Genomic DNA, 25,866 nt, shown 5'->3' with positions numbered 1-25,866 from the left:
AGCCCGCCGTATTAAACATGTTTAGTCCATCGCGAAGCGTGGACTTGCCGGTTTAGTCGTCAATGTCTACATGTCTGTCAACAACGAATTGGAGACCGGCATGCTTGCTGTCATTGCGACCCTGAATTTCATCATCAACATTGCGTGGTTCCTGGTCATCGCTTCGGCGATTTTTTCCTGGCTCTACGCTTTCAACGTCATCAACGTGAACAACAACGCGATCAACATGATCGGCCGCTCGCTCTACCAGCTGACCGAGCCGCTCTACCGGCCGATCCGCCGCGTCCTGCCGGACATGGGCGGCGTCGACCTGTCGCCGCTGGTGGTCCTGGTGATCCTGTATTTCATCTGGTACCTGCTCAACACGACGATCGCCGCTGCCCTGCTCGGCTAAAGCCGGCTGAAACCAAACGGTTCCCTGCGGGCATAAAAAAACCTCCGGATCGGCATGATCCGGAGGTTTTCATTTGATAAAGCAGTGGCAATGTTTTTGGGACGGGTCGTCACCCGATGAACGTTTCGGAGAGGGCAGACATCGTGGATGCTTACCCCCTCTGTCACTCTCGTGACATCTCCCCCTCAAGGGGGGAGATCATTCATTTCCCCCTGTGATCCTTCATCTAGCAGGGCACAAAGTCTGCGGCCAATCTCCCCCCTTGAGGGGGAGATGTCGGCGTCGCCGACAGAGGGGGGTAAAGCGTCCACATATTCGGATATTGCCGCGATAAACGCGGAACCGCGTTACTTGGCTGCCTTGGCGCGCTCGATGGCTTCGACGATCAGCTGCTGTGCGACCGTGACGTCCTTCCAGCCGAAGATCTTTACCCATTTGCCGGGCTCCAGATCCTTGTAGTGCTCGAAGAAGTGTTCGATCTGCTGCAGCGTGATCTCCGGCAGGTCGGTATAGTCCTTCACCTTGTCGTAACGCTTGGTGAGGTGATAGCTCGGAACGGCAATGATCTTTTCGTCCTTGCCGGAATTGTCTTCCATCATCATCACGCCGATCGGGCGGACATTGATGACGCAGCCGGGAACCAGCGGACGGGTCGAGGCGATCAGGACGTCGATCGGGTCGCCGTCATCCGACAGGGTGTGCGGCACGAAACCGTAATTGCCGGGATAGGTCATCGGCGTGTAGAGGAAGCGATCGACCACCAGCGTGCCGGCTTCCTTGTCCATTTCATACTTGATCGGGTGTCCGCCAACCGGAACCTCGACGATCACGTTGATATCTTCCGGTGGGTTCTTCCCGATCGAAATAGCATCAATACGCATGAGTTTTCTCCCAAGGGCCAGATGTTTGGATGGCCAGTCCGATAACGGGAAACATGACGCGGCGCAACATCCGCTTTCGTCGCAGCCGGAAAAATGCGAGATATAGGTGAATAATCGCGGGCGCCGGGACGTTTCCGGGACAAGGAGCGCTCATGAAGCCGTTTGCATACTCCATTGCCTTCCTCGTCCTTCTGTCGATGACGCCCACCGTCGTTCTCGCCAACGACAGCGTCTATACCGATCTCGACACGGATCATTGCAAGACCCTTTCGCCGGAAGACGAAGAAGGCGGCGGCATTTCGCTGCGATGCAAGGGGTTCAAGGACTACGATGTCTATTTCAAGGAAGGTGACCTGCGCCAAAGCCTTTTCTATGGTCACCTGAACACGGCCTATATCGACGGCGCCTTCGAGAGCTTCGGGCCGTTCAACTATACCGGTCCGAAAATCGAATGGCGGCTTGGCGCCGGCGGAAAGCCGGTGGCGACAATCCTTCGCTGGTTCATCTCCAATGTCGATCCGGAGACGGGCGAGCCGGCACCGGCGCTCAAAGGCCAGGTCCTGGTCGTTTCAAAGGTTGCCGGCGAGGATGGAAAGGGCTGTGTCGTCGGCTATGTCGACGCGCTCGCCAACCCGGATCCCAATGCGATGGCCCGCCAGATCGCCGATACGCAGGCCGAGGGCTTCGTCTGCGGCACGGACACGGCGGATTTTACCGGGGTGCGTGGGCCGAGAGCGGCTGACCACACCCATTCATTTCCCGAATAGGGCAGCTCAATCCCAGATATAGCCGATCTTCTTCAGGTTCTTTTCGCCGAAATCTTCCATGCCTTCGCAGATGTCGCGGCCGCCCGCCGTGCGGAAGAAGCTGTCGGCGTGATGGCTGTCTTCCAGGCACCAGACGACGAGACCCTGACAGCCGAGCGATTTCAAAAGGCTTTTGGCTTCGCCGAAGAGGATGCGGCCGAGCCCGATACCCTGGTATTCCGGGCGCAGGTAGATTTCATAGACCTCGCCTTCCTGCGGCAGGGCGCGGGCGCGGTTGAGGCCGAGCGTCGCGTACCCGGCAATCACGCCGGCCACTTCGACGATGAGCAGCGTGGACGGCCCGCGCGTCGCCTTGCGCCACCAGGCGTGATCGCGCCGGTTGACCATCTGGATCAGCGGCTTGTGCGGGATGAGCCCGCCATAGGCCTGAAGCCAGGAAACGCGGTGCACGTCCGATATGGACGCGGCGTCCCTCGGCTCGCCCGGCCTGACCTCGATGGATAATGTTTTCATAACGCGACTCTAGCCCGGTGCCTTGCAAACAGGAATCCCGTCAAAGCCCTGTCTTTAACTAACTCACAGGCAACTTATGGGGACAACCGTCAAAAGTTAACGCTTTTTTAACTTTTCCGGCAAGCGGCAAAAATCGCGGCGCACAATAAATGGCGCTTCGTGCGGCTTCGGGCGCTTGAGCGACCCACTTCGCGCGCCCACGCGACGTTCGGCTCGAGAGCGGCTATCCCCGGAGTTTCACGGAAAATATCCAACGCGAAAAAACGCCCGCCGCCGCAAAATACGGCAGCGCAGCATGGAACCTTTTTGCAGGTCGCGCGTTTGAACACGTCTGGACCTGCGCACATGTTCTTGCAGGTCGGGACAGCCACCGTGGCCTTCTGTTTCAGGCCTCGGCTCTCATTCAGGAAGTAGGGCGCTTCGACTGCCGGTCAAGCTTCAGGCAGCGGAAATCCCGAAACACCGATCGACTCAACGTTCAGCGGCACGCCCGTGTGCCCGTCATGGAGTAGCCGATGAAAAATCTCTCAGCAGACAGGCGCATGATCAAGATCGCCATGGCGGCCCCCTATCTCGAAAGACACGAGGAGCAGGCCCTGGCGCTGGCGTGGAAGGACCACCAGGATCAGGACGCCCGCAACAAGATCGCCATGGCCCATATGCGGCTGGTGATCTCCATGGCCTCCAAGTTCCGCAATTTCGGCCTGCCGATGAGCGATCTGGTGCAGGAGGGGCATATCGGCCTTCTGGAAGCCGCTGCCCGTTTCGAGCCGAGCCGCGAGGTTCGCTTTTCGACCTATGCCAGCTGGTGGATCCGCGCCTCGATGCAGGATTACGTGCTGCGCAACTGGTCGATCGTGCGCGGCGGCACCTCTTCGGCGCAGAAGGCCCTGTTCTTCAACCTGCGCCGCCTGCGCGCCAAGCTGGCCCAGGGCGACCGCCAGCTGACGGCCCGTGCCGTGCATGAGGAAATCGCCGTGGCGCTGGGCGTCAGCCTTGCCGACGTGCAGACCATGGATGCGCGCCTCTCCGGCAACGACGCCTCGCTGCAGGCGCCGATTTCGTCCGGCGACGCCGACAGCGGCGAACGGCTCGATCTTCTCGCCTGCGACGCGCCGCTTCCCGACGAACAGGTCTCCGAGATGATCGACAGCGAACGCCGCCGCGTCTGGCTGAGCCATGCGCTGTGCCAGCTGAACGAGCGGGAAATGAAGATCATCAGTGCCCGCCGCCTGTCGGAAGACAGCGCCACGCTCGAAGAACTCGGCGCTGCTCTCGGCATCTCCAAGGAACGCGTCCGCCAGATCGAAACGAGGGCTCTGGAAAAGCTGAAGATCGCGCTGGTGGCCGAGGCACCGGTGCTGGCGATGCGGCATTGAGCGACATGCAATCGACATTCCGGTTTGGCGGAGGTCGCGCCCGCGAAAGCTAATCCGACCGTGGCGGTGCCGTACTGCCCCGGACGACCAGCATTACCTCAAGCGCTTCCTGCAGGGGAGGCACCGCCTCATCGAGGATGGCCGCCACTGCCCTGCGGGCGATCTCTTCAAGCGGTTGCGCCATGGTCGTGAGCCCCGGTGCGGCCGTCGCCGCTTCCGGCACTCCGTCGAAGCCGATGACCGACACATCGCCCGGTACCGCAAGGCCGCGTCCGGCGAGCCATTGCATCGCAAGGAGAGCGATGCGGTCGGACATGGCCAGAATGGCCCTCGGCGGCTTGGCCGTGGAAAACAGTGCTTCAAGCGCCGCATTGACGCTCGGCCTGTCGTTTTGCGTACCATACATCGGCACATCTTCACGACCGATGCCGAAATCTGCCAAAGCCTGCCAATAGCCGAGCGCCCGGTCGCGCGACGTAAATTTCAGCGATCGAACGGCCTGTTCGGGCGTAACCACCCCCACTCGGTCGTCGTTCAGTCCTATGGCCAGAATGGCAAACCGCCGATGTCCGAGGTCCGCCAGATGCCGCGCCGCCGTCGCGGCACCGGCGATGTTATCAATGCCGATCGCCGGGATCGAAGCGTTTCCGCTGCCCAGCGCCAGGGCGATGAACGGCAACTGCCGCCGCCGTGTCAGCTCGACCAGCTTTTCGCCACCCTCGACGCATAGCAGGATAAAGCCGTCGACAAGTGCGCTGTTGATGTTCCAGGCCAGTTTTTGCTGGTTTTGCGCCGAGACCAGCGCGATGCCCGTGCCGGTGGCGTCGCAGACTGCCGCGATCTCCGTCATCAGCGCCCGCGCCCAGGGGTCCTCGAAGAAATAGGCCAGCGGTTCGATGGCCGCCACGCCGATAGCGTTGACGCGCCCCGCCCGCAGCAAGCGCCCCTTGATATCTGGGCCGTTGTAGCCAAGCTCCCTGGCTATCCCCAACACACGCTCGCGCACCTCTTGCCGAACCACCTCCGGCCGGCTGAAGACATTGGACGCCGTCCCCTGCGACACGCCGGCCGCCTTGGCAACGTCGGCAAGCTTTACATTTCCCTTGATCAAGATTGCTCCTTCAGCGGGTTAGCCAGTGTCAGCCTAGCAGAATATTGTATCGATTCAAATCTCTTGACGTTCTTCCATGATGGAGTAATATTGAATCGGTTCAATCTGGTCTTTCGACGCTAGGTTGAATCGATTCAAGAAAGGATGAAACAATGATCCCGACCCGCTATCTTTTCAAGGACCTGTATAACGACCGCTGGGGCGCTCCGGCCAATCCGGCACAGGGAAATTCGCGGCCGGAGAGGCAGGCCATCTTTTCGGATACATTGCTTCGCCATCGCGCGCAGCGCCCGAACGCCTGGTCCTTCACCATCCCGATCGACCGCCGCTTCCGGTAGACGACCGATGCGAGGATACGGTCAAAATTTCGGCGCGGCCGGGCCGGTTACGACTTTTGCCGCGCCTCACTCCGAAATGATCTTCACCTTGTCGCCGGGCTTCACCGTCGAGGTGACCTGCATGGCGTTGATCAGGCGGAAGAGATCGAGCTTGCGGTCGGTGCCCATCATCCGCGCCGACAGCGTCGCCAGCGTATCGCCGGGCTTGGCGACCACGACGCGGATGCGCAGCGGCTTCAGGGCCGCGGCTTCCTGCGGCGTCATGCGGCGGAAGGAGGCGCGCAGGACGTCGGCCGTCGGCTCCAGGCTCGGCGCGCCCTTAGGCACGGCCGTCAGGAAACGGTAGATCTGGGTGTCGATGCGGATGACCGTGACGTCGAAGTCCCAGCGCTCGGCGGATGCACGCGCGGTCGCGGCCTCCAGGCCGTTGACGGTGATGGCGTGGATGGTGTCGGGCTGCAGGCCGGTGACCCAGCCGCTGGCGATATAGTCTGTCAGGCTGCGCTTCTGCGCATCGGCCACGCCGTCGAAACGGATGGCGATCTCGCCCGGTCCCGTCGCCAGCACCGCTTCCGCCTTGTTGTCGATCTGGAAGCCTTCGGGCACGTCGAAGCGGATGCCGAGCTTGCCATGCAGGAATGTCTGGCCGCGGACATAGCCCTCCTGCGGGCTGTCGCCATAGAGCAGGCCGTCGATCCCGGCCAGATAATAGTCGCGTCCGCGGTCGCCGACCTCCCCCTCGACGCCGAAGGCGCGGGCGTGGCGGCGGGCCAGATCGACGCGCTGCGGGGCGCTTGGATGGCTCGACAGGAAGTCCAGGCTCTGGTCGCTGTCGGGATCGACCGAGGAGAAACGGCTGTAGGCAGCCATCGAATCGAGGAAGCGCGCCGCCGCATAGGGGTCGTAACCCGCTTCGCCGAGCATGCGCACGCCAATCACGTCGGCCTGCAATTCCTGATTGCGCGAGAAGGCCGCCAGCCGCAGCTTGCCGCGCGCAAGCGCCTGCTTGCCGGCGAGATCGCTGGACAGAACCTCGGAGACGACGCGGCTGGCGATGACTTCCGCCTCTTCGCGCTGCTGCCGTTCGATGCCGTGATTGGCGGTGACATGGCCCATCTCGTGGGAAAGCACGGCTGCCACCTCGGACGCATCGTTGGCAAGCGCCAGCAGGCCGCGGGTGACATAGAGATAACCGCCCGGCAGGGCAAAGGCGTTGATCGCCGGGGAATTGAGAATGGTGATGCGGTAGGACTGGTTGGGATTTTCAGACACCACCGTCAAGGCGCCGGCGATCCGCGCCACCAGGCGTTCGGTCTTTTCATCCTGATACTCGCCGCCGTAGCTTGCGACGATGCGCGGATGCTCGCGGGCACCGACCTGGGCGCGCGGGTCGTTCTTCTGGACTTCCTGGACGATCTGCGGGTTCGAGGACGGCGAGACCTTGGGCTCGTAGGTCTGCTCGATCACCGACTGGCAGCCGGACAAAAGCAGGCCGCCAAGCAGCATCGTTAGCGCGCGCAAGGAAACGCCGGAGCTTTTTTCCGAAACCTGCGGATCCGTGGCCGTCGTTCTGTTCATCGCCTCAGCTCGTTTCCAGTCTTCGGGCCAGCCCTTGAAACAGTTCCCTGGCCCGCACGCACGTAAAATTCAGTATTCTTTCCAGCCGTATAAATAGGTCGGGCGGCTGCGACGGCAATGGACCTGCTGTAACCCATTCGCGCCGTGCGTGCCTAGCATACACCCACAGAAATACTTGCTCCGTGGTATCCCGGCAACGCACACGCCAACGTGATCAAAATGGTGCATCGAAAGCGCCGTCGCACGGGCTGTCGTTCAAATTGTGGCAAAAGCATCGCAGGCGATGCTCACTTTCCGAGAAAGCGCGTAACGGCCGGAATATCGCCGCGGTCGAGAAATTGCGCGGTGGGTTCGTGCAGCAGGATGCGGCCCTCGTCGAGGAAAAGCACGCTGTCGGCCAGCGCCCGCACGTCGTCGGGGTGATGCGTGATGATCAGCATCGTATTGCCCTCCTGCCGGTGAAGATCGAGCAACAGGCTGCTCATGCCGGCGCGCAGGCCGGGATCGAGCGCCGCGAAGGGTTCGTCGAGAAGCAGCACGGGCTTGCGCCGCACCAGCGCGCGGGCGAGCGCCACCCGCTGGCGCTCGCCGCCCGACAGCGTCGGCGGCATGCGCTTGCCGAACCCGTCGAGCCCGACCCGCCCGAGCGCCGCCGCAATCCGCGCCCGCTCCTTGACGCCGAGCCGGAGCGACGGATCGATGCCAAGGCCGATATTGGTGCCGATATCCAGATGCGAGAACAGGTTGTGTTCCTGAAAGATCACCGAGACCGGCCGCTCCGCCGGATCGCGGCCGGCAACATCTTCGCCGAGAATCTCGACGCTTCCCGCATCCGGCGTCTCGAACCCGGCGATCACGTTGAGCAGGGTGGACTTGCCGGAGCCGGACGCGCCGGTGACCGCCACGATCTGGCCCTTGCCGATGGCGCCGTCGAACCGCAGCTCGGTCTTGCCGAACCGCACCAGCACGTCGCTGAGGCGAATGGCGATATCCGTTTCAAGCGGCGGCATCGTGTCTTCCCTTGTCATTGTTGGTTGCCGATGGCGTGCCGGCGATGGTCAGCACAAGGCAGACGAGGCCGAGGAACAGCGCCAGCCCGGCCGCATCGGTGGAGCGGTAGCTCGCCATGCGGCTGTACAGCAGCCAGGGCAGCGTCACCATGTCCTGCGAGCCGAACAGCGCCACCGCCCCGAGATCGCCGAGCGACAGCGCGCAGGCAAAGGACAGCGCCATCAGCACAGGTTTTCTCAAAGCCGGCCAGTCGATAAAGCGAAACCGGTTCCAGCCGCCAAGACCGAGGCTGGCGGCAAGCCTTGCCGTGCGGGCGGAATGGGTCGTCATCGCCGGCTCCAGCACGCGGTAGACGAAGGGTAGCGCCATCAGCATGTTGATCAGGACGACCAGCAGCGGCGTAAACACCGCGACGTCGCCGAGCGGCCGCAGCAGGAGGAACCAGCCGGCGCCGAGAACGACCGGCGGCACCAGCAGAACCAGCGACGAACTGGCCGAAATGGCGGCAGCAAGGCCGCGATGGAGCGCCAGCGGATGCCGTGGCGCCATTGCTGCCTGTCGCGCGCGGATCATCACCGCCGTCGCCACCACACAAAGCAGGCTCGACACCACCGCGATGACGATACTCGTCACCAGCGCCCGCTGGACCATCGTGTCGCCTGCCAAACGGATGAGATCGGAGCGCAGGCCGGAGGATATGACGGAGGCAAGCGGCAGGGCGATGAACAGAACCGCCAACGCGATCACCAGCCAGTCGCCGATCCGGCCAAACCCATGACGGCCATCGAACCGGCGCACCTTGCGCCCGCCGCCATGACCGTCATCGGCCTTCGGCGTCAGCAGGCGGATGGCAACCAGCAGCGCCGATGTCACGGCAATCTGCAGCAGCGACAGGGCGATGGCGCGCGGCGGATCGAAGTCGAAGCGCAGCGCCTGGTAGATCGCCACCTCGATGGTGCTGGCCGCCGGCCCGCCGCCGAGGATCAGCACCAGCGTGAAGCTGGTGGCGCAGAGCATGAAGATCAGCCCCGCGATCCCCGGCACTAGCCCCCGGATCGCTGGCCATTCGATGAAGCGGAAGATCGACAGCGGCCGCATGCCGAGATTGGCGCCGACCAGCCAGTATTCGCCGGGAATCCGCTCCAGCCCGCCGAGCATCAGCCTTGCTGCCAGCGGCATGTTGAAGAACACATGGGCGAGAAGGATGCCCGAAAGACCGTAGATGCTGATCGGTTGATCCAGCCCCAGCGCGGCGAACGCCGTGTTCAGCGCGCCCTGGCGCCCCCAGATGCCGATCAGGCCAAGCGCTGCGACCAGCGCCGGCAGCCCGAGCGGCAGCGTCATCAGCCGGATGATCCAGACGCGGCCGAAAAAACCCGTCTGCCGCGCCAGGGCGCGTGCGACCGGGATGGCAAAGAGGATGGAAAGAAGCGTCGAGAGCGAAGCCTGCAGCAGCGTGAAACGGGCCACGCGCCAGACATAGGCGTCAAACACCGCGCCGTCCCCGGGCGTACCCGGCGCGTCGAAGGCCAGCAGCGCATAGGCGGCCATGCAGACGAACAGCACGATGCCGCCAAGGCAGAGGGCGCCGGCGGCAAGCGTGAAATGTCGTTCCGTGCGGTTGATCATGATGGCTTTGTATTGTTTGCGGTTATAGTTCGGAGATTGCCGAAACTTACCCCCCTCTGTCACTTCGTGACATCTCCCCCACAAGGGGGGAGAGTATTCTTTTCCCTGGCGAATTCAGGGGGCCCTGGTGATCTCCCCCCTTGTGGGGGAGATGTCGGCGTCGCCGACAGAGGGGGGTAGGCTCCGGCAATCTCTGAAAGCCGTCATTCAGTCCCCCATCAGTTCTTGCTCATCGCAGCCAGCCACTCGTCGATCCAGGCCTTGCGGTTCGCCGCAACCTCGTCGGACGACATCAGATACGTCTTTGCCGGATGGACCAGCTTGCCGAACGCCTCCGGCAGCGGCTCCTTGGTGGCGGCAACCGGCATCATCCAGTTGGTCGTCGGGATGATCGACTGGAACTCGGGACCGGTGACGAAGGCGAGGAAGTCCCTCGCCAGCGCCGGGTCCCTGGCGGCCTTGGTCATGCCAGCCACTTCGATCTGGATATAATGGCCCTCGGAGAACGCCGCCGCCTGATAGCGGTCGGTGCTTTCGGCGATCATGTGGTAGGCCGGCGAGGTCGTGTAGGACAGCACCATCGGCGCCTCGCCCTTGGTGAACAGGCCGTAGGCTTCCGACCAGCCGGGGGTGACGGTCAGCACACGATCCCTAAGCTTGGCCCAGGCGGCACCGGCCTGATCGCCATAGACCGATTTCACCCAGAGCAAGAGCCCGAGGCCCGGCGTCGAGGTGCGCGGGTCCTCGATGACGATCTTCTGGGCAGGATCGCCTTCCACCAGCTCCTTCAGGCTCTTCGGCGGTTCCTTCATCACCTGCGTGTCGTAGATCACGGCGAAATGGCCGTAGTCATAGGGCACGAACGTATCGTCGGAAAACCCGCCGGGCACCTTGACCGCCGCCGTATCGATGCCATGCGGCGCAAAGAACCCGGTCGCCTTGGCCTCGGAGACGAGATTGGTGTCGAGCCCAAGCACGATATCGGCCTTGGAGGATGCCCCCTCCAGCTTCAGCCGGGTCAGAAGCTCGACGCCATCGGCGACGCTGACATAGGAAACCTTGCAGCCGCAGGTCTTCTCGAACGCTTCGGCGACCTTGGCGCCGGGACCCCATTCGCTGGTGAAGCTTTCATAGGTATAGACCGTCAGCACCTTGTCTTCGGCCGATGCCGAAAACGCGGTCGTCAGTGCCGCGATTGCTACCAGAAATGGCCCGAAAAATGGAATGATTGCCTTGCGCATCAGCGCCTCCTTATAAATCCAAAAAATGGGAAGAGGGCGCTGAACCGTGCCGTCTAATCCCTCCGCCGGTACAAACCGGATCAGGTTCTTCGGGTTGGCCGGTGAAAGCCTCTCAGCCGGACGTCGAGAACGACGAACGGCACCCCGTTAGAGCAGGAGGAGATTTAGACGTGAGGGATAGGCTTGGCAAGGGGGAGGGGGGAGTCGTGCTCGGTCGGGGCCTTTCTCCTATCGAGGGCAATGGGCTGCTTTCGGCCCATTGCGGAAGTCGGGAGTTGAATTGCGAGATGGCGGCTTTGCGCTCTCGTTTCGGTCATAGACCTCAGCCTAGCGCCGCCGCGACAGCGGACATTCGGCGAATAGGTGAGGCGGAATGTTTTGCCAAATATATGTCCGCGGCTAACTCTGCGAAGGCGATCCATTGCGCAGCGCCTCAGCGGTTACAAGTCCGGCTATTTTTTCAGATAGAGTCTGATCGGACACTGCGCGCGCCAGCGTCGCACCACCGGCAAACAGTGCAAGCAACAGCAATGCCCGGTCTTCCGTTGAGTACTGCGAGCCGTCATCCTCCAAGCCGGAGGCGATTTCAGTCGCCAGACGCTTTAGTTCTTCGGTGTAGCAACGCCGCGTCTCGTCATCCGCTCGCATGACATCGGGGGAGAGGGTTGGCAAGGCGCAACTCTCTCCAAGTTCGCAAGTGCGCTTGTATCCGAGATAGTAGCCAGCGAAGGCTTTGAGCCAGCCACGCGGTTGTTCCAGCTTCAATGCTGCAATTCCCTGACGGAGTTCTTCCATTCCCGCAACAACCGCGGCACGGAAAGCTTCTCCTTTGGATTTGAAGTGGCCGTAGAATGCGCCGTTGGTAACGCCTGCCGCTTTCGTCAGCGCATCGATACCAGCTCCGCCATAGCCTTCTTTTCGAAATGCCTGTCCGGCGGCCAGAACGACCTTTGCTCGCGTCTGCTCTTTGTGCTCGGTGCTATAGCGCATGCTGGAATCCTTATTGAGAGTGAGTGCTCTTTATGTCTTGCATAGAGAGCAATCGATGTGTATCGATAGAGAGCGATCAGTATATATGATTTGCACCGATCATCAAACAAGGAGAGAACCATGCCCATCACACTTACTATCACGGAAGGCCTGCTGTCGGACGAAGCCCAGGCAGACGCGTTTGCCGGACTGACTGACGCACTTCTTGAGGTTTCGGAACTGAGCGGAAATCCGTTTATGACCGCCAATGTGGTCGGCTCGATACACAATTTGCCGAAAGGACACGTGCTTGCTGCCGGTAAGCCGGTCGATGCCGCATTCGTCGAGCTGAAATTACCAATGGTCGCCTTAACGACACCAGAGGCAAAGCGCGCCTTCTTGGGAAAGGCAACCGACATCGTCGAAAAAGCTGCCGGCGGACGGCTCAAGCGAGAGCATATCTGGTCGAACATCATCTATGCGCCAGAGGGAGGCTGGGGCATTGCAGGTGAGAGCTATAGCAATGCAGATCTTGGTCAAGCGATTGCAGCCAGCGCCGCCGCATAAGGCAGACGTGCTAGCATAAACGCGGAAAATCCGGGGCCGGGCACGGAACTGCCTGGTCCTGAGAAGAGGGCTACTCCATGCAACTTGCCAATTATCTATTCTTCACCACCGAATGCGAGGCCGCACTTTCCTTCTATACCGACTGTGGCCTTGGCCGGGTAACAACGTTGATGCGCCACGGAGACCATGGCATTCCAGCCGTGAACGAAACCATGATTGGGAAGGTGATGCACGCACGCTTTGAAGGTCCGGGCGTCCTGTTCTTCGCGTCGGACAATCATGACGCGGAACCCATGCGCGGCTCGTCTCACATTCTCATTATGGACGATCGTCGCAAAACTAAAAGCCTGTTTGGGAAGTTGTCTCGGGCTGGCAGCGTGACCACGCCTCTGGCGATTCAGCCATGGGGCACATATTACGGCAAGCTGACCGACAAATTCGGCGTTCAATGGATGCTCGACTGTTTGGAATAAGACAAAGCCGCAGTCGCCCGTATCCATGTCCGGCACTGCGCCAAAAGGGCAAGGGAATCGGGCGGACGTTGCGTGGCCTCATCGGGTCTGAAAGGCGAAAGTCGCAGCAATACGTAAAGGACAGCGTGAAAAATGGGGCAAGGTAACCCGAAAATTACCCATAGACCCCACAGGTCTTTGAACGTCAGTTTACGTCACTTAGCCTCTGAAAGCCGACAGTCCCTTCCCGGCCCCAAATTGGTCACCGTTCCGCACATTTGCTATTGGTGCAAAGCAGACCACCATCACCTGCTCCAAAGCTGATGGCCCCCCCTCACGCCACCTTCTGCGGCAACCTTACCGCCTTCAAACTCACCGCCGAAACCAGCGCGATCAGCGATATCCCGACCGCCGTCAAAAACAGCGGCGTAAACGCGGCCGTGTAGCTTTCGGCGACCAGCTGGCGCGTTGCCTGCGGCAGGGTCGATAGCACCAGCGGCGTCAGCTTTTCGATGTCTTCGATGCCCGGGATCGCGTTTGTGCCGCGCGCCAGGCCGCTGGCGATGATGGCGCCGTAGATGGAGATGGCGATCGAGGCGCCGCCCATGCGCGACAGGGTGACGGCGCCGGTGGCGGCCCCGACATCGCCGCGCGCGGCGATGTTCTGCACGGCGACGATCGGCACCTGCTGGCCGAAGCCGATGCCGATGCCGTGCAGGGCCATGACGGCGCAGATCACATAGAGCGGCGTGCCGGGGTGGATCTGCGAGAAGATCAGCAGCGACAGCATCGTCAGGCTGGCGCTGACGATGGCAAACGGCTTGTAGCGGCCGCTCCGCGAAATCAGCCGTCCCGCCGTCAGCGAGCCGCAGACGATGCCGCCGGTCAGCATGATGAACAGCAGCCCGGCGAGCGAGGGGCTGAGCCCCGTCGTGGTCTGCAGGAACAGCGCGAAATAATTGACCATGCCGATGCCGACGGCGCCGCTGGCAACGGAAATCACCAGCATCAGGCTGAAGGTCGGATTGGCAAACAGCGCCAGCGGCACGACCGGCTCCGGCGCCCGCCGTTCGACAAACACCCAGGTCACGGCGCACAGCACGCCGATGGCCATGACCGCCAGCGTTCCGAGCGACAGCAGCGAGCCGAACAGTTCGGCGCTGTCGCCGAGAAGCACGATCATGGTGACGGCACCGGCCAGGAGCAGCGCGCCGGCATAATCGATCGTCGGCCGGCGCGTCGGGCGGCGGTAGGGCAGGAAGAAGAACAGGCCGGCAAGCACGGCGATGCCGATCGGGATGTTGATCAGAAAGATCGAGCGCCAGCCGAAGTGATCGCTCATCGCCCCGCCCAGCACCGGGCCGACGGCGCCCGACGCCATCAGCACCAGGCTGGAATAGCTCTGGTACTTGGCCCGCTCGCGCGGCTCGAACAGATCGGCGGTAATGGAGAAGATCGACACCATGATGCCGCCGCCGCCGAGCCCCTGCAGCACGCGGGCGGCGATCAGCGTGTTCATCGACACCGCCAGGCCGCAGGCGATCGAGCCCAGCGTGAAGATCGTCACCGCCGTCAGCATCACATATTTGCGGCCGAACAGGTCGCCGAGCTTGCCGTAGAGCGGCATCACCGCGCAGGTGGCCAGCAGATAGGCCGAGCCGATCCAGCCGAAGCGCTCCATCTGCCCGAACTCGCCGACGATGGTCGGCAGCGCGGTGGCGACGATCTGGTTGTCCAGTGTCGCCATGAACAGCGCCGTCATCAGGAAGAAGAAAAGCGTGAGGCGAAGCGCGGGGCTCGAAACGAGCGGCGCCGGCGTGATCTGCATGTCCATGGGGAGGATTCCAATTGCTTTCGGGAATTTATGTGCTGTTAGCATGTAATTGTCAACGGCATATTTATGCCTATCGCATATTTCCGCTTTATGAACGCCGCGCGCTTTGCTATTGTCCGGCCATGGAACATGCAATGTCACCGATCGAAGACGAAACCGATGGCAGCGAGATGGAGGCGAACCGCGCCTCCATCGGCCGCTCGATGGGCCGCTGGCGGCTGCTGGTCGGCCGGCGGGTGCTGGCCCGCCTCGCCATCGAAAATGTCGCCCCGGGTCTCGAAATCACCCATCTCGACGTGCTCGACGCGGTCTGGCGTGCCGAGCCCGAAGGCGAGGTGACGGTCGGCACGATCGCCGAAATGATGCGGATCGATCCGTCGCGGGCCAGCCGCATCGTCGCCGACATGGTGGCGCGCGGCGCGCTGCGGCGCGAAGCCTCGCAGGCCGACGCCCGCCGCATCATCGTCGTGATGACCGATCTGGGCAACAGGCTGATGCGCGAGGTCAAGGCCGTCAAGCGCGGGGTGATCGAGAGCATCCTTGCCGACTGGCCGGAAGACGACGTCGCCGCCTTTGCCGGCCTGTTCGACCGCTTCGTCACCTCCTTCGAGCAGGTGCATCAATCGCGCGAACGGGAAAATGCCGAGCGCCGGGCCGCGCAGCCTGCGCCATAAGGCGCGCCTCCTCTTCTCCCCAGCGGGGAGAAGGTGCCCGAAGGGCGGATGAGGGGGCGGCGGGTTCGGAAGTCGCGGACGCACCCCCTCATCGTCTCGCTTTGCCCGACACTTCTCCCCGCGGGGGAGAAGAGGGTGTCTGCCGCACCTTTCAGACAGGCCCCGACGCAAATGCTTCGCTGCCCCTTCCCCTGATCCCCCTGTTTACGCTATGGCCTTGCGCCATGAGACAACTGGCTTTTGTTATCCTGATGGGCGGCGCGCTGGTGCCGACGGAGCGGCTGCGTGCGCACCTTGCCGGCGCCCGCGTGATTGCGGCCGATGGCGGCATGCGCCATGCGCAGGCATTGGGTCTCAAACCCGAACTCTGGGTCGGCGATTTCGATTCCACGCCCGACACGCTGATCGCCGAATGGCCGGATGTCATCCGCGAACCCTATCCGCCCGCCAAGAACGAAACCGACGGCGAGATCGCCGTGGCCGCAGCCCTTGAACGCGGCGCGACAAAACTCATCCTGGCCGGCGCGCTGGGTGGGACACGCAGCGACCATGCCTTCATGCACCTGCTCTATGCCGCAAAGCTTGCCGAAGACGGCATCGACGTGCTGCTCACCTCCGGCGAGGAGGAAGCGTATCCGCTGCTCCCCGGCAGCCGAGACATCGACCTGCCGCAGGGCAGCCTGTTTTCCATCCTCGGGCTCGATACGCTGACCGGGCTTTCGATCGCCAACGCCCGCTATCCGCTCGACGATTTCCATCTGCCGTTCGGCTCCTCGCGCACCGTCTCCAACGTCGCCGAAGGCACCGTCCGCTTTACCCTTTCCTCCGGCCGGGCGCTCATCCTTGCCCGTCCGCAAGACCTTTCGGGAGCCTGACCATGGCGCCGCCCATTCTGAAACTCGACGATATCTTCCTCTCCTTCGGCGGCACGCCGCTCTTGGCCGGCGCCAACCTGCAGGTCGAGCCCGGCGACCGCATCTGCCTCGTCGGCCGCAACGGCTCGGGCAAGTCGACGCTGATGAAGATGGCGGCGGGCCTTGCCGAGCCGCAGACCGGCGAAATCTTCCGCCACCCGTCCGTCACCATCCGCTATCTCAACCAGGCCCCCGACTTCGAGGGTTTCGACACCGTGCGCGCCTATGCCGAAGCCGGCCTTGGCCCCAGCGACGACCCCTACCGCGTCGCCTACCTGCTCGAACATCTGGGTCTCACGGGCGACGAGGACCCGACGCAGCTGTCCGGCGGCGAATCCCGCCGCGCGGCGCTCGCCCGCGTCATGGCGCCGGAGCCGGATATCCTGCTGCTCGACGAGCCGACCAACCATCTCGACCTTCCCACAATCGAATGGCTGGAAGGCGAGCTGATCAAAAGTCGCTCGGCCCTCGTCGTCATCTCGCATGACCGCCGCTTCCTCGAAAAGGTCTCGACCGCCACCGTCTGGCTCGATCGCGGCCAGTCCCGCCGCCTGTCCCAGGGTTTTGCGTTCTTCGAGGCCTGGCGCGACAAGGTGCTGGAAGAGGAAGAAATCGAGCAGCACAAGCTCGGCAAGGAAATCGAGCGCGAGGAACACTGGCTGCGCTATGGCGTGACGGCGCGGCGCAAGCGCAACATGCGCCGGCTGGGCGCGCTGCAGGACCTGCGCGCCAAGCATCGCGGCCATAACGGCCCGCAAGGCTCCGTGCAGGCGACGATTTCCGATGCGCGGGAATCCGGCAAGCTGGTGATCGAGGCCGATCAGATCACCAAGACCTATGGCGAGCGCTTGATCGTCGCCCCCTTCTCGATCCGCGTCCATCGCAGCGATTGCATCGGTCTCGTCGGCCCCAACGGCGCCGGCAAGACGACGCTCCTGAAGATGCTGACCGGCCAGATCAAGCCCGACAGCGGCTGGGTCAAGCTCGGCACAAACCTTGAGATCGCCACGCTCGACCAGCGCCGCGAGGACCTCAACCTCGAGGATACGCTGGCCCATTACCTCACCGACGGCCGCGGCGACAACCTGCTCGTCAACGGCGAACAGCGCCATGTCACCGGCTATATGAAGGAATTCCTGTTCCAGCCCGAACAGGCGCGCACCCCGATCAAGAACCTGTCGGGCGGCGAGCGCGCCCGCCTGATGCTGGCGCGCATCCTGTCGCGCCCGACCAACCTGTTGATCCTCGATGAGCCGACCAACGATCTCGATATCGAGACGCTGGACCTGCTCCAGGAAATCGTCGCCGGCTTCCCCGGCACCGTCATCCTCGTCTCCCACGATCGCGACTTCCTCGACCGCACCGTCACCTCCACCATCGCCCCCGCCAACCCCGACGCGCCCGACGGCCGCTGGATCGAATATGCCGGCGGCTATTCCGACATGATGGCCCAGCGCAAGGGCATGGCCGACGAGAAGAAGCGGGCGGACAAGGCCGAAAAAGCCCGCTCCGCCGACAACGGCGGCTCCGCCCCCAAAACCGGCAAAGGCAAACTCTCCTTCAAACAGAAATTCGCGCTGGAAAACCTGCCGAAGGAGATGGAAAAGGCAGAAGGCGAGATCGCCAAGCGCGAGATGGAAATGGCCGACCCGAAGCTGTTTGCCAAGAACCCGGCAAGGTTTTCGGCGCTGGCGGCGGAGCTGGAAAAGCTGCGGGGGGCGATTGCGAAGATGGAGGAGGAATGGCTGGAGCTGGAGATGTTGCGGGAGGAGATTGAGGGGTAGGGGGGGCAATGCCTCCCCTCATATCTAGATTAATCGCCGGAGCCTTAGGCAATCTATCCGCCATCTAGCCTGTATACCTCCAGCGTCGCCGGCGACAGTTGACTGACACCCGTTGCCTTGTGCGGTACAAAATGGTCCTCTATGGCACCAAATCAGTTTAGGCTTTGAATGACGATCGGCGCACAACAACCCTTCCTCGGAACTTGGCTGGCGGCCTTGGGCTATAGCGGCACGGGCGACGCGTTGCTGACGTCGATGGATCAGATCGGACGAAGGCCATATGCGACGGAACTGAGAGACCTCCTCGATCCGACAGGGGAGTATCGCTGCGCTGCCGTATTCGTCGTGGAGGACACACCGACAATCTGCTTTTCCGACGTCGAACAAATGCCCGCTCGCCGCGACGTGGACGCTGTGCGCCAGCGCTTGTGGAACCAGAACCTCGTTTCCGCGCTTCTTGTCTGCTCAGAGGAAAAGCTGACTGCTTTCGCCATCCCCAAGCAGAGCGATGTGCCTGAACAAGATGCGTTGGCATTTTCAGATGTTCGTGACGATGGGCCTTGGTCTGTCCCCGATGTTCGTTCATCACAGGTCCAGCAACGCCTCAGCGAATGGTTCGACCCTAACCTCCGGGTGGATAGACGCTTGCTCCGTCAGTTGGCCGACGCGGTATTGAAGCTTTCAGGAGGCAAGAAACCTCTTATGGCTTCAGACATGGGGGCCAAGATGCTTCTGGCACAGGTGATGTTCATCTCGTATCTTGAGCACCGGGGGGTCGTGGGCGACGATTATCGCAAGGTACATTCCGTGGGAAGCCTGCACGAGTTGATCCGTTCATCGGACGGAGCGGGGATCGACGCCCTGATCAGGCAACTGAAGTACGACTTCAACGGCGATTTCTTAGAGCCTGCCGACGTTCGCTGGTCGGAGCTGAACCTCGGGGTGCTGGACATCGTCGACAAGTTCCTGTCACGGGTTGATCTCAGAACCGGCCAGCAAGATTTTTGGAACTACGATTTCAGCCAGATTCCGGTCGAGCTCTTGTCCGGCATTTACGAGATATTCTTGGAGAGCGACCGTGATGCCGATGGAGCGTTCTATACGCCGAGGGTTCTGGCAGAACTCGCCATCCAGCAAGCATTCGACGGCTACGAATCCGTAAAGCACCTCCGCATCTTCGATGGAGCGTGTGGTTCAGGTATATTACTGACTACGGCTTTCCGACGTGTTGTCAGTTACGAGGAGGCTGACCGCCGGAGAACCCTGACTATCCAGGAGCGTATTTCACTCCTCCAAGCCACCATCTTCGGGGGCGACATAAACCCGATTGCCTGCAGAGTAACCGCCTTCAGCCTCTACCTCTGCTTGTTGGAAAAGTTAGCGCCCGCCGACCTCGCGGTCTTGCAGAAGGATGAGAACTGCAAGCTGCCCCAGCTGATAGGAGCAAATATTGTCCACGGGCGAGAAGGAGGTGACTTCTTTGCTTCCGCAAACAAGTTCTCAAGCAGCCGTAGCTTTGATATCATCATATCGAATCCCCCTTGGCGCGAACTCAAGCAAGGCGAAGGGACGGCCGCAATCGATTGGTCTGTGACAAGGCGCGTTCACCTCCCGCATCGCCAGATCGCCGCAGCATATGCGATGAAATGCGCAGAGGCGGCCAAGCCCGGAGGGAGAATTGTCGTAATCCTGCCGACATCGTTAATCACCGCTCCAAGCAATGACGTCTTTCTCAAGCAGGCTACAGTGCATCTGTCGTTGGAGAGACTGGTCAACCTTTCGGATTTCAGACGCATACTCTTCGCCCAGGCAGAACACGCGTGCACGATCATGCGCGCCCGCAACGAGCCTGGCCTCAGGGACAAAAGGATCGAGGGAACGTTCGAATACTGGACGCCGAAAGCCGATATCAGTTTCGCTTTCAACCGCTTAACCCTTCATGACTACGACCGTGTGGTGTTGAGCCGAGAATCTTTGGTTGCTGGAAACGGCGAATTGCGGCGTCGGTTCTGGGGAAATCGCCGGGATAACAGCCTGTACTACCGACTCCTCAATCTGCGGTCTCTCGGCGACACCGTCAAGGAGCGAGGTTGGCTAATCGCGAAGGGCTATCACATGAAAGATGGCCTCAAGAAAGCCGATCCGACGGTATTGCAAGAGTATCGTTATCTCGCGACAGATGCCTTGAATTCCGACAGCCCGCTAGTCAACACCGGAGCTTTGCAAGACCTGCCCGTCAACCGCGGTGTCGCAAGCCACGGCAACTTGGCTCTCTACGAAGGGCACAGGGTTCTCTGGTCGGACGGAACGTCGGTCCAGATGGGAATTCGGGCAGCCTATACGTCCGACCGATTTTGCTTTCCCTCGGGTGTCGGAGGCATAAGGGTGAACGATGGAGACGCAGCTCTTGCAAAGTTCCTTACCTGCTATCTTCGTTCCAGCCTTGCGCAATACTGGCTCATCCTGACAGGGTATACGGCACAGACGGAGCGGGCGCGGGTGACATTGGGCGACATCAAGGCATTGCCCCTGCCGTTGTCTCGTCTGGATGTCTCCGAGACGGAGCTGGACTCGCTCCTGTCGGAGCTGGCACGTGCCGTGGAGCGAGAGGATCGGAAGGCCGTGACGGGCACGCGCGAATTGATTGACGGTCTCGTCTTCGACATTTTCGGGCTGTCGGAAAACGAGCGTGCCATCGTGCTCGATATGGTCCAGCTAAGTGGAGAAAGCCTCCAGCCTACAAGCTACGGAGAACTGCTCACGCCACTCCAGAAGGCGCCCAGGCCTGCGGATGTCGCGGCCTATGCGCACCGTCTGGCAGCCTCTCTGAACCAGTTCGTGAAGAATATGAGTGGTGCGGGGACGATCAGCGCCAAAATCCTTGCAAGAGGCGACCGTGCTCCACTTGACGTTGTACATGTTGCCCTTGTCGCGGAAGGGCATGGCATGACCACTGGGATGCGCAGAGATCAAGACGCGAGGAACATTCTGATTGAAATATCGAACCGCATATCCTCCGGGTCGCCAATCGACTTCTTTGCGATGCCGAACTCAATTTTCGTACTCGGTAACGACATCTACATCATCAAGCCCCGACGCATGCGTTTTTGGACGCAATCGGCCGCGCTTCGCGACGCTGACGAGATGGTCACGTGCCTTTCCCCGAAGAAACTGAAGTCGTCAGGAGTGTCTCAACATTGATCCGTATCCTGGACATACCGGACGCCGCTCCCGTCCTTTTCCCTGACCAGCATATAACAAAGTTCATCGAATATCTCCGCGCTGTCTGGGCAGACCTAAAGGCATTGACTCCGGTCTGGTGGGCCGACAAGCGCGAAACCACCCTCGTCAACGCATTCTACCGCGAACTCAAGAACGACGAGCGACTGATGCAGGCAGGGGTCGGCTATGGCCATCTCGTGCTTGAGGGCATTGAGATTTACATGGACGCCAAAGGCATGCCCAAGCAAAGCGGCCGGACCGATATCCGATTCATTTACGCGATCGACTTCGGGCCGGAACTGGTCCTCGAGTTCAAACGGCTCGACAACAGCAGCCACCTACGACGAGAGTACGTCCACAGCGGCGTGAAGCGGTTCTCTAGCGGTCAATACTCACCGGAATCAGATTTCGGCATTATGGTCGGTATGGTCACCGGAGCAGTGGCGCGCGAAAAGACTTCGATCATCCGGTACCTCGGGCGCGCCGCAACGGTCGCGGCACTGTCGCTTCAACGATGTGATGATCCCGCGATCAATGGTGGATTCGATTTCGACACGAGCCACAGTCGACCGCCCGCTTGTCTAGCTCGGATGATCCGAGTCGGTCATGTGTTACTTGAACGCTGATCTGATTTTTCGATTTCCACAGCGCCAATGATAACCCTTAACCCATCCAGAACCCCAAGTCCGCTGAAACGACTAGGGTTTGGTCAATACATGTAGTCCCCGAGTTGCGGCGCAGATGTCAGATAACCTACCTGTAAGCTATGCGGTGCTTACACTTGGGGCGAGGAAAATCCTGAATCGGCATCAAATATGCCACGGAAACTATTCGACAGAAGCCATCTTTCATTGCACTACCACCCAAAAACCACATCCCCGTTCATCCCCGCCCTTTGGTTCCATGCCATCATGACTTCGTTCCGCCGAGGATACACCGGATTGCGTTACCGGCGAGGCGGGGCCAGTGCCCGGACGGTTTGGCGAAACGCGCGTCAAATCCCCGGGGCTGCGTGAAAGGCGGTTCTCCTCCGGTTCGTGAAAGCGGGCCGGGCGTGCCGGGTAGCCACACCACGGGCGGTTCACCCCGCCGGACGGCTTTGCCGTCCAAGGGTCCAGGGCTAAACCCCGCCTTATTGAAAGGCTCGGCGGATAAGCGGCCGGGCCGGGGCATTGGAGGCTTTTTCCTTCACAGGAGGCAAAAGCGTAGAAGAACCTGAGAAGCGCGGCAAAAGACACTGAAACGGGGCACGGCGTGTGTCACCTACTACTATCTATTGAGGCATACGTTGTGCCCCGGCCACTTGCTCTTTGAAACCCACGGCGAATTGTTCGCGCGTGGATGGAAGGCGTTGAGGGGGCAAATCTCGCCTCAGACTGGAATGCCTGATGGAGACGCCCATTCCTTCCCCTTGAGGGCAGGGCAACGTATTTGGATTGCGAGGGCGTGCGACGATCTCCCTCTTCTCCCCAGCGGGGAGAAGTGCCGAGTGAAGCGAGGCGATGAGGGGGGCTTCGGCGAAGCCGGAGCCAGAAAGAGGTGGCCTTCGGCCCCCCTCATCCGGCGCTGCGCGCCACCTTCTCCCCGATGGGGAGAAGAGGGTACCGAGCCGAAGCTCAAGCAAATAACCCCCTTTTGTCCCGGCACCGAACAACCTTCCCCACCCGCCTTCAAACCCGCCTCCGGCTGAGCGCAGCCACCCGCCCATGCCAGACGACGAGGCACGGCACGACCAGCAGCTCCATGCCCAGCCCCAGCAGATGGCCGGCGGATGGCGTGCCGGCGATCAGCAGCGACAGGAGCCGCGCCAGCCCGCCGCAGAAGGTGAGGATGGCCAAGAGCCGGATGCGCTCCGTCTTGGTCTCGATCGCCGGGATGCAGCTGTACCAGCCGATGCCGAGGGCGAGGAACAGGCCCGAGAGAAACCGCACATGGCTATCGAGATCGGCAGGCCCCGCCGCGACACCGAGAAAGCCGGCGCCGGTGACGACGCCGCAGACGCCGGCAAAGACCGGAAGCAGGGCGAGGACGGCGATGGCCACCTGCAGCATGCGGCGCTGCCGAAAGTCCGTCGGGCTGATCTGATAGGCAAGACTCGGCATCGCTTTTCCTCCAGAGACATGAGGTGTACGGCGGGCGCGGCTGTCGAGTTTCAGCGCGGGAGGACACATCGGCGTGAACGCCCCGGAAAACCGGAACAGGTCCTGCCGCAACGACATTGATTTTCTCGGCCGGTGGCGCTATTTAGCTTCTCGTGGTGATTTGGCCGGCCGGCTTGCAGCCACGTTAAATAAGTCGCTAAAGGGCCGTGCATGCGCAAGCAAGCGGGGCCGGTAGCGATTCATGTCGTTGCCGGTTTTTGTTTTTCCGGCCGGTTCGTTGCCAACCTGTCCGTCAGACCCCGAGTGTTGCCCATGCCCATCAAGATACCCGATACGCTGCCCGCCTATGAGGCCCTCGTCAAAGAGGGCGTGCGGGTGATGACCGAAACCGCGGCGATCCGGCAGGACATCCGCCCGCTGCAGATCGGGCTGCTCAATCTCATGCCGAACAAGATCAAGACCGAGGTGCAGATGGCGCGCCTCGTCGGCGCCTCGCCGCTGCAGGTCGAGTTCACCCTCATCCGGCTCGGCGGCCACAAGGCCAAGAACACGCCGGAGGAGCATCTGCTCGCCTTCTACGAGACTTTCGAAGAGGTGAAGCACCGCACGTTCGACGGCCTGATCATCACCGGCGCCCCGGTCGAGACGCTCGACTACGAGGATGTCACCTACTGGAACGAGATGCGCGAGATCCTCGACTGGACGCATACGAATGTCCATTCGACGCTCAACATCTGCTGGGGCGCGATGGCGGCGATCTACCATTTCCACTGCGTGCCGAAGCACACGCTGAAGGAAAAGGCCTTTGGCGTCTACCGCCACCACAATCTCAATCCCGCCTCGCCCTATCTGTCCGGCTTCTCCGACGATTTCCAGATTCCCGTCTCGCGCTGGACCGAGGTGCGCCGCGCCGATATCGAAAAGGTGCCGGAGCTGGAAATCCTGATGGAATCCGACGAGATGGGCGTCTGCTTCGTGCACGAGAAGGCCGGCAACCGGCTCTATGTCTTCAACCATGTCGAATATGATTCGACCTCGCTGTCGGACGAATATTTCCGCGACGTGAATGCCGGCGTGCCGATCAAGATGCCGCACAACCATTTCCCCCACAACGACCCGGAGCTGACGCCGCAGAACCGCTGGCGCAGCCACGCCCACCTTTTGTTCGGCAACTGGATCAACGAAATCTACCAGACGACGCCCTATGACGTCGCGGATATCGGCAGGGATCGATGATCCTTGCCGTGGCCTGAAACAGCTTTAAAGATTCCGACAAACGGCTATGGCAGGCAATTTTCGAATGAGCGAGACGGACAGGGCGGAAGTGATTTCCAGACAACTGGAAGAAAGCGGGTACGGAGAGCTTTATCGCGACTACATCAACTATCTCAAATTGAGAGCCGTTGGCCGGCGAAAAGAAGCCATGGCGTCGGCAAACAAGTTCATCAATGCTTTCGCTAACGACCCGTTCGAGGCCCGCTTTGCAATCGGGCTCCATCTCGTTCGGGTTACCGAACCTTATTGGGAACACTGGCCTTACGGTGACAGTTGGCTGATACCCGGCAACATCGCCGCCAGATTGCTTGTACCCATATGGCAGGAGTTTCGTGAGCGCCATCCGCGAGACCCGGAGGCTTGGCTTTACGGATTTGGATTGCTCGGCGGTCTTGAAACTGCCTTTCTTCTCGACAAAAAGAATGTCGTCTACCAATACGCGCACCTCAACGGCTTGATAGGGTATCTCGACTACGCCCTTCATGAATTCCCGTCTTTTGGCATGGTCCTTGAAGCATCGAAGCAATTTGAGGAAACTGTGAAAAGCATTGAGTTTGTGGTTCGAGAAATGGGTGAAAATCTCACGGATCTTGGTAAGTTGACCTATGAAACGGCAGCGGAGTTCGCGAACAAGTTCAATGTGTTCGGGAAGAACAGTCCCGACTTCCGGTCGCATCTAGTGACGATTGGGCGCCAGGATCTGATCGGCTTCCCGATCTATGAGGCACAAAGCTGGTTCAAGGAACTTCCGCCACTGATCAGGAAACTGCGTCAATGACCCACAAACAACTCGAAATCCGGCCGGTCGAACGCGCCGATGAGGCCGAATGGCGCCGCCTGTGGAAAGCCTATCTCGCGTTCTACGAAACCAGCCTGCCGGAAGACATTTATGCGTTGACCTTCTCGCGTCTCTTGAGCGGCGCAACGAACGAATACGCGGGATTTCTCGCGGTTCTCGACGGCAAGCCGGTCGGCCTTGCCCATTTCCTCTTCCACCGGTCCTGCTGGCACGCAAATTCCATCTGCTACCTGCAGGACCTCTACGCCGATCCGGATATACGCGGGCAGGGGATCGGCCGGGCGCTGATCGAAGCGGTTTATGTGCGGGCCAACGCGGAGCGGGCCGAGGAGGTCTACTGGATGACCCAGGAATTCAACACTACGGCCCGCAGGCTCTACGACCGGATCGCCGCCAAGACGCCGTTCATCGTCTACCAGAAGACGTTCTGAG

General features: G+C 61.2%; 24 protein-coding genes and 2 riboswitches. Of the genes, 14 read left to right on the top strand and 10 right to left on the bottom strand.

What is annotated here, in order from left to right:
- Positions 1–100 precede the first annotated feature (100 nt).
- Complete coding sequence (locus J2Z75_RS09775; RefSeq protein ID WP_209851214.1) at positions 101–394, top strand: YggT family protein; 294 nt, start codon at positions 101–103, stop codon at positions 392–394.
- Positions 395–741: 347 nt separating this feature from the next.
- Here J2Z75_RS09775 and ppa read toward each other — a convergent pair whose 3' ends face one another.
- Positions 742–1,275: an inorganic diphosphatase gene (gene ppa, locus J2Z75_RS09770; RefSeq protein WP_037162596.1), complete on the bottom strand. Its 534-nt coding sequence runs from the start codon at positions 1,273–1,275 to the stop codon at positions 742–744.
- Positions 1,276–1,427: 152 nt separating this feature from the next.
- Between ppa and J2Z75_RS09765 the strand changes: the two genes are divergently transcribed.
- A complete protein-coding gene (locus J2Z75_RS09765) occupies positions 1,428–2,042 on the top strand; it encodes a hypothetical protein (protein WP_234937263.1) in 615 nt (204 codons plus the stop codon).
- A 6-nt stretch (positions 2,043–2,048) separates the two neighbouring features.
- On the opposite strand, the gene J2Z75_RS09760 is transcribed toward J2Z75_RS09765, so the two are convergent.
- Positions 2,049–2,555: a GNAT family N-acetyltransferase gene (locus tag J2Z75_RS09760; RefSeq protein ID WP_209851211.1), complete on the bottom strand. Its 507-nt coding sequence runs from the start codon at positions 2,553–2,555 to the stop codon at positions 2,049–2,051.
- A gap of 515 nt (positions 2,556–3,070) precedes the next feature.
- On the opposite strand from J2Z75_RS09760, the gene J2Z75_RS09755 reads away from it, so the two are divergent.
- The gene (locus J2Z75_RS09755) at positions 3,071–3,934 is read left to right on the top strand and encodes an RNA polymerase factor sigma-32 (protein ID WP_209851208.1); all 864 of its coding nucleotides are present in this window, start codon (positions 3,071–3,073) and stop codon (positions 3,932–3,934) included.
- A 49-nt stretch (positions 3,935–3,983) separates the two neighbouring features.
- On the opposite strand, the gene J2Z75_RS09750 is transcribed toward J2Z75_RS09755, so the two are convergent.
- On the bottom strand, positions 3,984–5,045 hold the full coding sequence (locus J2Z75_RS09750; protein WP_209851205.1) for a LacI family DNA-binding transcriptional regulator: 1,062 nt from the start codon (positions 5,043–5,045) through the stop codon (positions 3,984–3,986).
- A 152-nt stretch (positions 5,046–5,197) separates the two neighbouring features.
- Between J2Z75_RS09750 and J2Z75_RS09745 the strand changes: the two genes are divergently transcribed.
- Positions 5,198–5,383 (top strand): hypothetical protein, encoded by a 186-nt coding sequence (locus tag J2Z75_RS09745; RefSeq protein ID WP_209851202.1) that lies wholly within the window; start codon positions 5,198–5,200, stop codon positions 5,381–5,383.
- 66 nt (positions 5,384–5,449) lie between these two features.
- Here J2Z75_RS09745 and J2Z75_RS09740 read toward each other — a convergent pair whose 3' ends face one another.
- From J2Z75_RS09740 to J2Z75_RS09720, 5 genes are all read right to left on the bottom strand, one after another.
- Entirely contained in the window at positions 5,450–6,961 is a 1,512-nt protein-coding gene (locus tag J2Z75_RS09740) for a M48 family metalloprotease (protein WP_209851199.1), read from the bottom strand.
- A 287-nt stretch (positions 6,962–7,248) separates the two neighbouring features.
- Positions 7,249–7,971 carry a thiamine ABC transporter ATP-binding protein gene (locus tag J2Z75_RS09735; protein WP_209851196.1) on the bottom strand — a complete coding sequence of 241 codons (723 nt, stop codon included), beginning with the start codon at positions 7,969–7,971 and terminating at the stop codon, positions 7,249–7,251.
- Positions 7,958–9,601, bottom strand: a complete 1,644-nt coding sequence (thiP, locus tag J2Z75_RS09730) for a thiamine/thiamine pyrophosphate ABC transporter permease ThiP (protein ID WP_209851193.1) — start codon at positions 9,599–9,601, stop codon at positions 7,958–7,960. Before thiP ends, J2Z75_RS09735 begins: the two co-directional genes overlap by 14 nt.
- A gap of 218 nt (positions 9,602–9,819) precedes the next feature.
- Entirely contained in the window at positions 9,820–10,842 is a 1,023-nt protein-coding gene (gene thiB, locus J2Z75_RS09725; protein WP_209851190.1) for a thiamine ABC transporter substrate binding subunit, read from the bottom strand.
- A gap of 40 nt (positions 10,843–10,882) precedes the next feature.
- Positions 10,883–10,999: riboswitch (TPP riboswitch) on the bottom strand.
- 242 nt (positions 11,000–11,241) lie between these two features.
- Entirely contained in the window at positions 11,242–11,832 is a 591-nt protein-coding gene (locus J2Z75_RS09720; RefSeq protein WP_209851187.1) for a TetR/AcrR family transcriptional regulator, read from the bottom strand.
- Between the two features lie 120 nt (positions 11,833–11,952).
- Here J2Z75_RS09720 and J2Z75_RS09715 point away from each other — a divergent pair, with 120 nt between their 5' ends.
- A complete protein-coding gene (locus J2Z75_RS09715; RefSeq protein WP_209851183.1) occupies positions 11,953–12,378 on the top strand; it encodes a tautomerase family protein in 426 nt (141 codons plus the stop codon).
- A 77-nt stretch (positions 12,379–12,455) separates the two neighbouring features.
- A complete protein-coding gene (locus tag J2Z75_RS09710) occupies positions 12,456–12,851 on the top strand; it encodes a VOC family protein (RefSeq protein ID WP_209851179.1) in 396 nt (131 codons plus the stop codon).
- Between the two features lie 313 nt (positions 12,852–13,164).
- Here the strand turns inward: J2Z75_RS09710 and J2Z75_RS09705 are convergent, their stop codons facing one another.
- A complete protein-coding gene (locus J2Z75_RS09705) occupies positions 13,165–14,664 on the bottom strand; it encodes an MDR family MFS transporter (protein WP_209851176.1) in 1,500 nt (499 codons plus the stop codon).
- A gap of 122 nt (positions 14,665–14,786) precedes the next feature.
- On the opposite strand from J2Z75_RS09705, the gene J2Z75_RS09700 reads away from it, so the two are divergent.
- The 5 genes from J2Z75_RS09700 (at position 14,787) to J2Z75_RS09680 (ending at position 21,884) form a co-directional block, all read left to right on the top strand.
- Positions 14,787–15,338, top strand: a complete 552-nt coding sequence (locus J2Z75_RS09700) for a MarR family winged helix-turn-helix transcriptional regulator (protein ID WP_407692752.1) — start codon at positions 14,787–14,789, stop codon at positions 15,336–15,338.
- 224 nt (positions 15,339–15,562) lie between these two features.
- A complete protein-coding gene (locus J2Z75_RS09695; RefSeq protein ID WP_209851170.1) occupies positions 15,563–16,213 on the top strand; it encodes a thiamine diphosphokinase in 651 nt (216 codons plus the stop codon).
- Positions 16,214–16,215: 2 nt separating this feature from the next.
- Complete coding sequence (locus J2Z75_RS09690) at positions 16,216–18,036, top strand: ABC-F family ATP-binding cassette domain-containing protein (protein WP_209851166.1); 1,821 nt, start codon at positions 16,216–16,218, stop codon at positions 18,034–18,036.
- 168 nt (positions 18,037–18,204) lie between these two features.
- Positions 18,205–21,237 carry an N-6 DNA methylase gene (locus tag J2Z75_RS09685; RefSeq protein WP_209851163.1) on the top strand — a complete coding sequence of 1,011 codons (3,033 nt, stop codon included), beginning with the start codon at positions 18,205–18,207 and terminating at the stop codon, positions 21,235–21,237.
- Complete coding sequence (locus tag J2Z75_RS09680) at positions 21,234–21,884, top strand: hypothetical protein (RefSeq protein WP_209851160.1); 651 nt, start codon at positions 21,234–21,236, stop codon at positions 21,882–21,884. Before J2Z75_RS09685 ends, J2Z75_RS09680 begins: the two co-directional genes overlap by 4 nt.
- Positions 21,885–22,928: 1,044 nt before the next feature.
- Here J2Z75_RS09680 and J2Z75_RS09675 read toward each other — a convergent pair.
- The gene (locus J2Z75_RS09675; protein WP_209851157.1) at positions 22,929–23,360 is read right to left on the bottom strand and encodes a DUF4345 domain-containing protein; all 432 of its coding nucleotides are present in this window, start codon (positions 23,358–23,360) and stop codon (positions 22,929–22,931) included.
- Between the two features lie 142 nt (positions 23,361–23,502).
- Positions 23,503–23,580, top strand: a riboswitch (SAM riboswitch).
- Between the two features lie 92 nt (positions 23,581–23,672).
- Between J2Z75_RS09675 and metA the strand changes: the two genes are divergently transcribed.
- The 3 genes from metA (at position 23,673) to J2Z75_RS09660 (ending at position 25,865) form a co-directional block, all read left to right on the top strand.
- A complete protein-coding gene (gene metA, locus J2Z75_RS09670) occupies positions 23,673–24,596 on the top strand; it encodes a homoserine O-acetyltransferase MetA (RefSeq protein ID WP_209851153.1) in 924 nt (307 codons plus the stop codon).
- Between the two features lie 64 nt (positions 24,597–24,660).
- On the top strand, positions 24,661–25,413 hold the full coding sequence (locus J2Z75_RS09665; RefSeq protein WP_209851151.1) for a hypothetical protein: 753 nt from the start codon (positions 24,661–24,663) through the stop codon (positions 25,411–25,413).
- On the top strand, positions 25,410–25,865 hold the full coding sequence (locus J2Z75_RS09660) for a GNAT family N-acetyltransferase (protein ID WP_209851149.1): 456 nt from the start codon (positions 25,410–25,412) through the stop codon (positions 25,863–25,865). The genes J2Z75_RS09665 and J2Z75_RS09660 overlap by 4 nt, the downstream gene beginning before the upstream one ends.
- Position 25,866: the final 1 nt, after the last annotated feature.

Origin of the sequence: Rhizobium herbae, from assembly GCF_017873135.1 — a bacterium.
GTDB classification, from domain to species: Bacteria; Pseudomonadota; Alphaproteobacteria; order Rhizobiales; family Rhizobiaceae; genus Pararhizobium; species Pararhizobium herbae.
This window is presented reverse-complemented; position numbering and strand designations above follow the sequence as displayed.

Bases quoted from the DNA above. Each gene is read 5' to 3' on its own strand.
- J2Z75_RS09755 (WP_209851208.1), top strand. From the start codon at position 3,071: ATGAAAAATCTCTCAGCAGACAGGCGCATGATCAAGATCGCCATGGCG.
- J2Z75_RS09740 (WP_209851199.1), bottom strand. From the start codon at position 6,961: ATGAACAGAACGACGGCCACGGATCCGCAGGTTTCGGAAAAAAGCTCC.
- J2Z75_RS09695 (WP_209851170.1), top strand. From the start codon at position 15,563: ATGAGACAACTGGCTTTTGTTATCCTGATGGGCGGCGCGCTGGTGCCG.
- metA (WP_209851153.1), top strand. From the start codon at position 23,673: ATGCCCATCAAGATACCCGATACGCTGCCCGCCTATGAGGCCCTCGTC.
- J2Z75_RS09705 (WP_209851176.1), bottom strand. From the start codon at position 14,664: ATGGACATGCAGATCACGCCGGCGCCGCTCGTTTCGAGCCCCGCGCTT.
- J2Z75_RS09760 (WP_209851211.1), bottom strand. From the start codon at position 2,555: ATGAAAACATTATCCATCGAGGTCAGGCCGGGCGAGCCGAGGGACGCC.
- J2Z75_RS09660 (WP_209851149.1), top strand. From the start codon at position 25,410: ATGACCCACAAACAACTCGAAATCCGGCCGGTCGAACGCGCCGATGAG.
- J2Z75_RS09690 (WP_209851166.1), top strand. From the start codon at position 16,216: ATGGCGCCGCCCATTCTGAAACTCGACGATATCTTCCTCTCCTTCGGC.
- J2Z75_RS09775 (WP_209851214.1), top strand. From the start codon at position 101: ATGCTTGCTGTCATTGCGACCCTGAATTTCATCATCAACATTGCGTGG.
- thiP (WP_209851193.1), bottom strand. From the start codon at position 9,601: ATGATCAACCGCACGGAACGACATTTCACGCTTGCCGCCGGCGCCCTC.
- J2Z75_RS09720 (WP_209851187.1), bottom strand. From the start codon at position 11,832: ATGCGCTATAGCACCGAGCACAAAGAGCAGACGCGAGCAAAGGTCGTT.
- J2Z75_RS09735 (WP_209851196.1), bottom strand. From the start codon at position 7,971: ATGCCGCCGCTTGAAACGGATATCGCCATTCGCCTCAGCGACGTGCTG.
- J2Z75_RS09710 (WP_209851179.1), top strand. From the start codon at position 12,456: ATGCAACTTGCCAATTATCTATTCTTCACCACCGAATGCGAGGCCGCA.
- J2Z75_RS09745 (WP_209851202.1), top strand. From the start codon at position 5,198: ATGATCCCGACCCGCTATCTTTTCAAGGACCTGTATAACGACCGCTGG.
- J2Z75_RS09665 (WP_209851151.1), top strand. From the start codon at position 24,661: ATGAGCGAGACGGACAGGGCGGAAGTGATTTCCAGACAACTGGAAGAA.
- J2Z75_RS09675 (WP_209851157.1), bottom strand. From the start codon at position 23,360: ATGCCGAGTCTTGCCTATCAGATCAGCCCGACGGACTTTCGGCAGCGC.
- J2Z75_RS09765 (WP_234937263.1), top strand. From the start codon at position 1,428: ATGAAGCCGTTTGCATACTCCATTGCCTTCCTCGTCCTTCTGTCGATG.
- J2Z75_RS09700 (WP_407692752.1), top strand. From the start codon at position 14,787: ATGGAACATGCAATGTCACCGATCGAAGACGAAACCGATGGCAGCGAG.
- J2Z75_RS09715 (WP_209851183.1), top strand. From the start codon at position 11,953: ATGCCCATCACACTTACTATCACGGAAGGCCTGCTGTCGGACGAAGCC.
- ppa (WP_037162596.1), bottom strand. From the start codon at position 1,275: ATGCGTATTGATGCTATTTCGATCGGGAAGAACCCACCGGAAGATATC.
- thiB (WP_209851190.1), bottom strand. From the start codon at position 10,842: ATGCGCAAGGCAATCATTCCATTTTTCGGGCCATTTCTGGTAGCAATC.
- J2Z75_RS09685 (WP_209851163.1), top strand. From the start codon at position 18,205: ATGACGATCGGCGCACAACAACCCTTCCTCGGAACTTGGCTGGCGGCC.